Consider the following 10,041-nt stretch of genomic DNA (forward strand, 5'->3'; position numbering starts at 1 on the left):
AGTATTTAAGTATTTAAGTATTTAAGTATTTAAGTATTTAAGTATTTACTGATAAATAGTTTTCAAATGTTGTAATGCAATATCAATATGCTGGTCATTGAATAATTCCAATTTACGTTTTGCCCAGATTTCCCCTGCTTGCCAATTTGCCATGCCTTGCTTAATACCTTCCGCCGTAGCAGGATATTGTTCTTGATAGATTAGCCAATCCACCGTAGATAGTAACTCCAAGCCAAACGGCGACTCAAATCCTGCTATCACATTATCAACTTCTGTCAAAACGGGTAAAAAATCTGACATTGATGTTTGCAAATATTGCTCAACTTCAGCTTGTTTAGTTTGATTTGTCCAAATAACATCCAATGGTTTGCAGTCTGGCAGACGCTTTTCAGCCAATAAATAGCTACCATCTAGATTGTTAAGTAAATGACGTAGATTTGGGGCATAAGTACCATAATAATGGGGCATAAATGATAACTGTAAGGGATTGGCTAAACGATGGCGTTCAATGGCTCGTTGCAAAAACCACATCAGTTTATGCACTTCAAGCAAGCTACATTCCATACCAAGCACCCAATAGCGGTCAACCACTTGATATAATAAGGCTCTGGCATGGGTAAGAGTGTCAGTCGTTGTGGCAGTCGCAACGCTATAATAACTATCTGATGGTTCAAAGATTTGAATATCAATATTTGGCAAATCGCCCAAGGCTTGTTTGATAAGTGGCTTCACCTGTTGCCAAGGCAGTCCGCCATTACCCGCTCCCAATGGGGGAATGGCTATCGATTCGATACGATTATCAATTAACCATTGTCGCAAATCTTGCAATCCTGCTTGTATCCATTCGATTTGTGATTTGGCTCGCCAATGCTGTTTGGTCGGAAAGTTTACTATCCATCTTTGCTTAAGTTGGGGCTGAGAATGTTGTGTGGGTGGGGTATCAATATCAACCACAAACATTTTACCGACTTGCACATCACCTGATTTGCACGCTTTGGCATAGCGTTTGAAATTTTCGGGAAACTGTTGTTTAAACATTAAGGCAATACCTTTGCCCATCACACCGACCGTATTGACGGTGTTAACCAATGCTTGGGTATCCGCTTCGAGCAAATTGCCTTGGGTATATGTAATCATGTTAAAGATACCAGTTGGGTCGGCTATACACGTCCAATGTAATGCCAGACGTATCGATTAATTGTTGAATGCTTTGTTTGACGTTGTCATTATAACAACAGATACCGATGATTGCCGATATGGGGCAATGCTGATAAATCAAAAACTCGGCTTGATAGCGTTCAAATTTTGCCAAGTCGTTAGGGTCACGGCTAAAATCTCGGCGTTGCAATAATGCCCAGTCGATTTGGTCCAAGTCTTTTTTGTCGGTAAAAAAGTTCGTCCATTGGTAATAAGCATGGCTATTGGTAAAGACATAGTCCAAATGATTGTTTTCTACCGTATCAATCGACGATACCAAAATCACGATATCTTGCATAGGTCGCTGCATGACACCCCGACCCGATTTGATATTAAGTAGCATGGGCGAAAAAGGGGTAAAGTAAAACGGCACATAGTCGTTAAGATAACCTTGTCGTCCAACAGGCACAGGGTGATTGGCTCGTTTTTGAATCAGTTCTGGATTACCAATATGTTGCCAATTAGGTGATTGGATAGGGCTATTACCACTGTGCAAGCCATTGGCAAAAATCCACGGTAAGTTCGCAATATGAACAATCCGCCATATCAGCCCTTTGTGTGGGTTAAGTGTATTGCTATAGTCATAAACCATACTTATATCTTCATATAAATTTATAAGTAAATAATTATTTATATATGTATTTACTTATTTACTCTTTTTCTTTTTGGCTTGTTTATCAATGACTTGTTGCTCTTTTTCGGCATTAATCAGGGTTTCGTAGCGTTCGAGTAGGTGAGCAAGGCGGCTTGCGGTATCGGTAAAGCCTTTGGGGTTGTAAAGTTTGTCCACGGCATCGTCTAGGTTTTGGTGGGCGATTTTGAGCGACTCTGGCATGGTGTCTGGGTCGTAGAGTTTGGCTAAGGTATCGCCTGCAAAGTCTTCACGGGTGAGTAGGATTTCTTCAGCTAACCGTTCGATATGCTTTTTTTGCTCATCGGTGACGGTGGGGAAGGGGAATGTGTTATAAACAATTGTTATTGTATATCTATAACGATTTTCAAGCCTACTACTAATTATTCTCATCCAATCATTATGCATAGTAGAATTAAGAATTCCAAATTCATACATCGTACCATTTTCTACTAACTGTACCAGATTTGTTGGAACTGAGTTTGAATCTAATATATCCATTGGAATATACTTTCTTTTTTCTGATGATACAATTGGAACAATAATGTATCTATTTGGATTGATAGTTTCACGAAATAAGTGTGGTGTGTCTGCTAATTTTTGAGAACCTTTATCTTTGCTTTTAATTCTCAATACTCTAACTTGTTCCACTCTTTCTTTTATTAAAGGCATTTCATTGATTTCATCTTCTGAAATCCCATCCAACCATAGACAAAATCTTTGTTTTCCATTAATAAACTCTTCTGCCCCAATAACTTTTTTTATCCACTTTTCTGATTTTGGTTCATTCTTAATTAAATCTTGCTTTTCACTTGGAGAAAGTAATAAATAGCCACCATCAGTAGGTTGGTTACCTCTAATCATTTTATTAACATTTTTATCAAAAGGGCTTTCACGACTTTTGACCGCTAGATTTGACCCAGCGATTAAATACGGACTGATATTTTTGACCTTTTCACTATGCCAAATCCCATCCACCTGTGAATAAATCGTCTTTTGACCCTCATTCATCATCTCAAGCCCAATAATCACCACATGAACGCCTGCATTGTGCTTGGCATTGTTTTTCCACGGAAACGACTGATACGCAAAACCAATCCCAACGTCCAACCCAAAAATATACGGAAACAGCATCGCCACTTGCTCACCTTGGGCAATCGAATTGGTCGAAACCAATGCCATTTTGGCTTGACTGCCTTTATCGTGGCTATTTTTAAGATAATTTGCCCCTTTCCAAAACCAAGCGGTGACAAAATCCAAAAACTTGAACTTTTTAAACCCGACAAATACCTTTTCCATATCGGCGGTTTGCTCATCCGTGCGATTACCCGAACCACCAAATGGTGGATTGCCCACCACATAAATTTCTTGCTCACCGTCATTGGGGCACACTGCTTGCCAATCGAGTCGCAAGCTATTGCCATGCACGATATGTCCGCTGTCTTTAAGCGGTAGCGTGGCACGACTCTGCCCAAAGGCTTCACGGAATTTGACATTCATTTGATGTTCGGCAAGCCACAGCGACAACCTTGCAATCTGCACCGCAAAATCATCAATCTCAATGCCAAAAAAATTGTCCAAACTAATCACGCTGTCAAAGCCAAAGTCCCATGACAGATTTTGGCTGTTGCCTTTCATCATGTCCAATTTGGCTTGCCAAACCTTGATTTCAAGCATTCGCAATTCTTTATAGGCGATAATCAAAAAATTGCCTGAGCCACACGCAGGATCGAACACCTTGATATTGCCTAAACGGGTCAATAACTCGTCTAAGCGTTTGGCTTTTTGGTTTTTGTGGGCATTGTCATTGCTTAGGCTAGCCAATTGCTCATATTCTGCTCTTAAGCCTTGCAAAAAGAGCGGCTCAATCACTTTCATGATATTGCTAACGGACGTGTAATGCTGCCCTAAATTACCCCGTTGCTGGGTATCAATCACCGCTTGGAACATAGAGCCGAAAATATCGGGGTTAATCTCTGCCCAATTCATCCGTGCACAATCAAGCAAAATCCGCCGTGTGCGAGCGTTAAACTCAGGTATCCAATATTGCTCACGGAACAATTCACCATTCACATAGGGGAACTTGGTCAAATGGCTAGGCTTGTTTGCTCGCTGTGGGCTATCCATCGGCAAATCGAGCACTTCAAATAAATCATGCAAAAAGGTATTGGTATCCGAGCCATCCGTCTGTGTGGTGGCTTGTAAGGTTTGGCAAAAGCTGTCTTTATCAAAAATACCCGTATCTTCGGCAAAAAAACAAAACAGCAAACGGGTTAAAAAAATATTTAACGCATGGATATCGTCTTTGGTGTCAAACTCGTTATATCGCTTGATAAAATCAAATAACCGCCCCATTTTCTCGGATGCTTTGACATCAGCAGGGTGTTCGCTAAAATCTTTGGCACGCTCTAGCCCCACCAAGGGCAAAAAGAATGCATAATCTTTATCCAGCTCGACAAACTCAACATCGAGCGTATCATCGGTTTTGACATCGTAAGCCAATAAAGTCTGAAAATCTGTGACGACAAGTAGACGGATTTTGTGGGTTTTAATCAGTGGGTCAGTTTTGAGCGTTTGTAGGGCATTTTCGAGTTGCTCACTGCCGGTTAAACCACTATCGGACAACAAATCGCCATAGTTTTTGCCCACAGGCTTAAAATAGATTTTCTGTTTTAGGGCGACTTCGCCAAGCTCTGGGTGTTTGGCGATATTGGTACGGGTGTTTTGGCTTTTTATATCGTTCAGGGTCGTTTTTGAAATATCAAGTAATGCCAAAAAATCTAAAATAAACTTGCTTTGCGGTTGCTGACCATTTGCAATCGCTTGTGTGATTTTTTCGAGTCCATCAAAAAATTGCGCCTGATTAAATGCCATTCTTACCTCAAAAAAAGTAAATATTTGCTTATATAAGTATTGATATAAATACTTATATACTTACAAAAATTCTACCTTGCTTATAATTAAAATTGAACTTGTGACCCCGAATTTCTACATGTAATAAAACTCAAAATCTCAACCCCGAATTCTTACATCTATTAAAAATTATTTCGTACTTATTCAAGTAAATAAGTATTTACATATTATCGTTTATTTACCGTTTGCTCGATTAACTCAATTAAAATCTGTGTCACTGTTTTACGGCTATCTAACGCGTGTTGTTTAAGCTTAATGTATAAATCTTCATCAATATTAAAATTAGCTTTGATTTTTTTAGGTTCAATATTTGTTACATCGGCCAAACTTAGCTCTTGTTCAGCTTTCTTTTGACTCGGTCTGCCTGCCATTAAATTACTCATCATTTACTCCTTACTCCAAATAGCTTTTAACTTCAGTAGCTAGGGCATTCATCTCTGCCACCGCATCGCTGCTTTTACTTTCTGTCTCAAATACCGTTTTACCAATTGCTGCGCTGTTAGGATAGGCAATACGCTGGACGATTTTGGCATCTAATACAGGCAAGCCATACTCCGTTAGTACTTCTGATACCTCACCGCTGATTCTAGTGTTTTTAATGGCACGAGACACCACAAAGGCTGATTTGAGCTTATTATCGGTCATCTCAATACGTTGCTTAACCAAATCCACCAAATCACTAGTTGCCCAAATATCATATGGCGATGGCTGCACGGGAATTAGCACAAAATCCGCTGCCTTAATTGCAGAGACTGCCAAATCGGTTGCTTGCGGAGAGCCGTCAATTACCACAAAATCCTTATCAGAAATATTTTTTAAATCTCGGTCTAGGGTAGGGCGATCAAGCCCAATAACAGTTACAGGGTTACTCTCATCGACAGCGCTCCAATCTCGAGCAGATCCTTGTTTATCACTGTCGACCAATAAAACACTACTGCCTTGTAGTTGTAATGCTCGGGCTAAATGGGTGGCTATGGTAGTTTTACCGCTGCCTCCTTTTTGGTTTAACACTGCAATCACTTTCATACTTATATCCTTAAAAGATTATGTACTTATGTAAGTATATAGGTAAAAAACTTCAGAGACAATCGTATTAATTTAATCTACCCAAATTTTTACACTTGTTATTTATACCTCTTACTTACAAACCCCGAATTTTTACATCTTATTGCATACCCCAGAATTTTACAGCTATTTCTTAAACACCTTAAATCTTTACCCCAAAAAAATACACCTTCAAAACCTATAGTTATGTTCAAAAAATAAATTTACAAAATTTAAGCGTTTTAACAGCTTTTACTATCGATTGGCTACCTAAGTACCATTTTAATTCCAGTAGCCTGTTAAAACACATCCTATGCGGTTTTAGGGCTATATTATCTATGTTTACCTAATCTTATATCCCAAAAAGTATAAATTGATTGAATTTAACCCCAAAATTTTACGCAGTTGACGTGTTTTTTTAATTCTATTACTCGAAAAATAATCCTGTTTATAAAATTTACCCCTAAAATTTACATCTTTCAAAAAAAAATTTTCTTTTTTCTTTTTAAAGCTTTCTTCTTTTTAAAGCTTTTGTCCAAAAAATAAAAAACGCTAGAACCGTTGGTACAACTGGGCTAGGTGAAGTTTTTTTAAGAAGATATATGTAAAAAACTGGGGTAAACATGTAGAAATTTGGGGTTTAACATGTAGAAATTTGGGGTAAACATGTAGAAATTTGGGGTTTAACATGTAGAAATTTGGGGTATATATGTATTTATAAATGTGGATATTACATATATAATATTGCAGAAAATATATTCAATTTAAAGGTGAAAAATGTTGTCAGGAGATATGACCCCAGAAGAATTTAAACAATTTCAAGATAATTTAAGGGAGGCTATAGGTAATACTTATACGGTGGAAGTGGGTAAAATATTAACTCAAGAGGAAACAGAAAATTTAATCCGCTATATTCGTGTTGTCCACAATGATCCTGATGCGACTATTCAAATAATACAACCACTAGAATATGAAAAACCAAATTTTGACTTTGAAATTGTTGCTAAAAATAATCAAGTTATTTCGCAAAGAGAAAACTTGGATTCACTGTCATTAGACTTGGAAATAGAGGAGGCATCATTAGCGCCTACAGAGTCAGTCAAGTTAAACGAGTTATATGTTAGTGAAAATGCTACTAGCGAGAATGACAAAATTTCAAAAATTTATGGTGAAAACTGGATTGTATTGCAAAATCGTTTATTAAACGCAATTAGTGATCTCAATCAGGATGAAAGAAGATTTGTTATATTCCTATCCCCATTGGTGCGAAAAGCAGTCGATATTAATCCAAATCAACATACCTTTACCGTAGTAGCAAAAGATTTTGCAAAAGAATACGACATCGCTGAAAAGCATGTCTATGATAAATTAAAGAAAATCTCTAAAAGTATTCATGGTAAAGTTTTTTATTATTGGAATTTTAGGGCAAATAAGAAAGCTAATTTAAAAGGCGTTTCTTGGATCGGTACAGCAGAATATAAAGATCGAGAAGGTATGGTGGAAGTATCGCTGCTTGATGAGGTCATACAAATGCTCACGGTATTTGATAAATCCAATCCTTTTACCAAATATGAGCGTAAGCACATTGCTAATTTAGGTAGCCATGGCATTATCTTATTTGAATTAATATCAAGCTGTATGCACCAGTTATTCAAAAGTAAATCTTATGAAATAGAATACCTACGAGAAAAATTTAATTGTCGTGATACTTATTTGCCAATTGCAGAATTCAAAAGGAATGTAATCGATAAAGCAATTAAAGATATTGAATCGAATACGCCGCTTAGAATCAATTATGAACAGAAAAAAACTGGGAAAAAGGTAACAGAGCTACTATTTAGTTTCTATGATTCAAGTGTCAAAAAGGAACAACTAGAAGAAAATATTTCGGCGAAAAATGATGCCATCACTACGGAAGATAAAAAATTATTTGGATGGCAAACCAAAGGCTTAACCGATGCTCAAATCAAAAAAATCGCTGTTTACCAAAAAGAACTCATCGATGCCAACACAAATAAAATAAGCCCAAATGATCATCGTGACTATCCTGAAATTTTCGAAGATTGGAAAGCCATGCTCAAAGACCCTAAGCAGGTTAATACATTTCATAAAATTCAGGAGTTGCTAGATCGTAAAAAAAATTAAGCCAACCGCCATGTTAGCCTAAGCAAAAAATTGTTGATATTTTGAAATAATAAACATAACTATGGCAGATCTGGTAATCCTACTTACCTATACAGCAAAGAGCCAACCAATTAATTAGTTGGCTCTTTTTTTTGTGAATCGGTTTGGCCGTCATCTTCATACAGAATGATATCGCCAGGGGTGCAGTCAAGCAGCTTGCACAAGCGTTCTAAAGAAGCAAAGTCTATGCGTGTCACCTCGTTATTATATAAACGATAAAGTGTGGTTCGCCCCATATCAGTCAAACGGTCCGCATCTGCAACCCGAATCCCTTTTTGAGCAAATAACACTGGCAGATTAAGCTTAATCATAAATATTTCCACAAATTAACACAAAGTTATTGCTAGTGGAATAATAAGTATTTATAATAAATTCCACTAGCGGTAATATTATTGCTTTATAGAGTAATTTATCACCATCTAAAAGTAAGGTTATTATGCCATATAACTACTGTTTTTACCAAAATATCCCAAACGGAGAAAAGAAAAATGCACCCAAATCCCGTCATTCAACACCTCTATAATCAACTTGACCTTAGACACGAGCGCCAACAACAAATCAACCTATTGACCAGCAAACTTATCAAAGAACAATGTATTCAACTGGGCGATGGACTGTACCTACATCTTGGTCAAACCAAACGCTGTAGCAACACCCAAGCGATTCAAAAGTGGGTTCAAACTATTTATGACACCATTGACACGGGTGATTATCAAGAAACCTACCGAAAACTTGAGCACGAATTCTTAGCCCTAATGCCAGAACTCCTATAACCCATCTTAATGATAATAAAAAAAGGAAATACTTATGCATCTACACTACATCCAACAAAACAGCCTAAACCCCTTTGAATTTCAAATCTGCCAAGCCTACTACGAAAACCCTAACAGGCACACCACACCCTTGGCACACTTACAGCAGCTTTGCAGCCAGTATCACATCACACTAGAACAACTTGCAGCCATCACCCAAAAGGTCAAAGCGTATCACCCGCATACCCATTGCATCGCTTGCCACGTTGCCGAAAGAATCATCGAACCTGACTACCACGACATTCGACACCTACAACAACTTGACTATATCTGCGATGATTGTCAATCATTTATCCATGCATCTAACCAATCCCAATATTTTGCCAATATTCCCTTGCTAGCTAGCAAAGCAATCATTGATGATTTGCCATATTAAAACAACCGCTAATAAAAAAGTCTAAAAAAATCGTTCCCCAGCAGTTGGGGAACCAACAAACACTAACCGACTAAACCAAACCGCAAAAACAAATACCACACAACACAAAAAATAGCGTTAGCAACTTTTAAACAAACGTAATCTACCAATTATCAAACAAGCAATCAAAAAACAAGCAATGCCAAACCCAACGCGAAACAATTTTCTATCACAGCGCCCGATACACTTGAATCATTAATCATGCTGCGGCAATGACAAACCTTCTGTCATACCACTTGGCGATAATCCTAAATTAATACTACCAACCTCTTGATGAAAAACAGGCTGACCAATTGTCGCAACTGGTTTAGACAAATGATCTTGAACCGGCAATACCTGATCCACATCCTTCGCCAAATACTCAGACAACAACATGCGATCATCATCCGTAAAATGACCCTGATCAAACATCTTTGTTAAAAACTTCGCATAACTAAACTTATCACTAAACTTCGCATCCTGCATAATCGCCGATAAAAAAACCTCACCGACGCGTTTTTGTTTTTGTTCAAGAAGCGCCTGTGCTTTTATTAGCCTATCCTTATCAATCTGCAACGCTTGCTTAGAACTTTCACGGGCAACCGTTTTACTACGATCCGCATTAATCAACAAACGCAACTTTTTAATATCATCTTCTGACTTAGGATCAATTTCAGAAATCAAAACAATTTGCTGTTGTATGCTCGATAATTTCTTTTTACCTGCAAGATTTTTTAATAACTTGTCTAAATAACTTTGATCCTTTTTACTTAACGCTAACATCTAATACCCCCTATGTTGTGACTAATCCGTAAGCATCCGACCATCCCATCTACCACCATTCTAAAAAATACGAGATAGTGCCC

Annotated in this window: 10 protein-coding genes; 3 read left to right on the plus strand and 7 right to left on the minus strand. The window is 37.7% G+C overall.

From position 1 onward, the window contains the following. Nucleotides 1-45: 45 nt before the first annotated feature. The 5 genes from darG to parA form a co-directional block, all read right to left on the minus strand. A complete protein-coding gene (gene darG / locus RTL34_RS11210; RefSeq protein ID WP_312116963.1) occupies nt 46-1,137 on the minus strand; it encodes a type II toxin-antitoxin system antitoxin DNA ADP-ribosyl glycohydrolase DarG in 1,092 nt (363 codons plus the stop codon). A gap of 1 nt (nt 1,138) precedes the next feature. After that, nucleotides 1,139-1,789, minus strand: a complete 651-nt coding sequence (gene darT, locus RTL34_RS11215) for a type II toxin-antitoxin system toxin DNA ADP-ribosyl transferase DarT (RefSeq protein WP_312116965.1) — start codon at nt 1,787-1,789, stop codon at nt 1,139-1,141. Between the two features lie 54 nt (nt 1,790-1,843). Further along, on the minus strand, nt 1,844-4,702 hold the full coding sequence (locus RTL34_RS11220) for a class I SAM-dependent DNA methyltransferase (RefSeq protein ID WP_312116968.1): 2,859 nt from the start codon (nt 4,700-4,702) through the stop codon (nt 1,844-1,846). 206 nt (nt 4,703-4,908) lie between these two features. After that, nucleotides 4,909-5,124: a hypothetical protein gene (locus RTL34_RS11225; protein ID WP_007117280.1), complete on the minus strand. Its 216-nt coding sequence runs from the start codon at nt 5,122-5,124 to the stop codon at nt 4,909-4,911. A 10-nt stretch (nt 5,125-5,134) separates the two neighbouring features. Beyond that, nucleotides 5,135-5,767, minus strand: coding sequence for a ParA family partition ATPase (gene parA / locus RTL34_RS11230; protein WP_007117279.1), 633 nt, complete (start codon nt 5,765-5,767; stop codon nt 5,135-5,137). A 795-nt stretch (nt 5,768-6,562) separates the two neighbouring features. Here parA and RTL34_RS11235 point away from each other — a divergent pair. After that, nucleotides 6,563-7,930, plus strand: a complete 1,368-nt coding sequence (locus tag RTL34_RS11235) for a replication initiation protein (protein WP_312116970.1) — start codon at nt 6,563-6,565, stop codon at nt 7,928-7,930. Between the two features lie 110 nt (nt 7,931-8,040). Here the strand turns inward: RTL34_RS11235 and RTL34_RS11240 are convergent, their stop codons facing one another. Further along, nucleotides 8,041-8,280 (minus strand): helix-turn-helix domain-containing protein, encoded by a 240-nt coding sequence (locus RTL34_RS11240; RefSeq protein WP_007116192.1) that lies wholly within the window; start codon nt 8,278-8,280, stop codon nt 8,041-8,043. Nucleotides 8,281-8,457: 177 nt separating this feature from the next. Between RTL34_RS11240 and RTL34_RS11245 the strand changes: the two genes are divergently transcribed. Together RTL34_RS11245 and RTL34_RS11250 are read left to right on the plus strand one after the other, a co-directional pair. Next, nucleotides 8,458-8,742 carry a hypothetical protein gene (locus RTL34_RS11245; RefSeq protein ID WP_312116973.1) on the plus strand — a complete coding sequence of 95 codons (285 nt, stop codon included), beginning with the start codon at nt 8,458-8,460 and terminating at the stop codon, nt 8,740-8,742. 34 nt (nt 8,743-8,776) lie between these two features. Beyond that, a complete protein-coding gene (locus RTL34_RS11250) occupies nt 8,777-9,157 on the plus strand; it encodes a hypothetical protein (RefSeq protein ID WP_099808776.1) in 381 nt (126 codons plus the stop codon). A 234-nt stretch (nt 9,158-9,391) separates the two neighbouring features. Here the strand turns inward: RTL34_RS11250 and RTL34_RS11255 are convergent, their stop codons facing one another. Beyond that, a complete protein-coding gene (locus RTL34_RS11255) occupies nt 9,392-9,958 on the minus strand; it encodes a hypothetical protein (protein WP_312116976.1) in 567 nt (188 codons plus the stop codon). Nucleotides 9,959-10,041: the final 83 nt, after the last annotated feature.

The sequence above is a fragment of the Moraxella sp. CTOTU47915 genome (genome assembly GCF_031986685.1).
GTDB lineage: Bacteria > Pseudomonadota > Gammaproteobacteria > Pseudomonadales > Moraxellaceae > Faucicola > Faucicola tetraodonis.

What these genes read in the sequence shown, in the direction of transcription:
- darG (WP_312116963.1), bottom strand. Translation starts at nt 1,137, where the DNA reads ATGATTACATATACCCAAGGCAATTTGCTCGAAGCGGATACCCAAGCA.
- darT (WP_312116965.1), bottom strand. Translation starts at nt 1,789, where the DNA reads ATGGTTTATGACTATAGCAATACACTTAACCCACACAAAGGGCTGATA.
- RTL34_RS11220 (WP_312116968.1), bottom strand. Translation starts at nt 4,702, where the DNA reads ATGGCATTTAATCAGGCGCAATTTTTTGATGGACTCGAAAAAATCACA.
- RTL34_RS11225 (WP_007117280.1), bottom strand. Translation starts at nt 5,124, where the DNA reads ATGAGTAATTTAATGGCAGGCAGACCGAGTCAAAAGAAAGCTGAACAA.
- parA (WP_007117279.1), bottom strand. Translation starts at nt 5,767, where the DNA reads ATGAAAGTGATTGCAGTGTTAAACCAAAAAGGAGGCAGCGGTAAAACT.
- RTL34_RS11235 (WP_312116970.1), top strand. Translation starts at nt 6,563, where the DNA reads ATGTTGTCAGGAGATATGACCCCAGAAGAATTTAAACAATTTCAAGAT.
- RTL34_RS11240 (WP_007116192.1), bottom strand. Translation starts at nt 8,280, where the DNA reads ATGATTAAGCTTAATCTGCCAGTGTTATTTGCTCAAAAAGGGATTCGG.
- RTL34_RS11245 (WP_312116973.1), top strand. Translation starts at nt 8,458, where the DNA reads ATGCACCCAAATCCCGTCATTCAACACCTCTATAATCAACTTGACCTT.
- RTL34_RS11250 (WP_099808776.1), top strand. Translation starts at nt 8,777, where the DNA reads ATGCATCTACACTACATCCAACAAAACAGCCTAAACCCCTTTGAATTT.
- RTL34_RS11255 (WP_312116976.1), bottom strand. Translation starts at nt 9,958, where the DNA reads ATGTTAGCGTTAAGTAAAAAGGATCAAAGTTATTTAGACAAGTTATTA.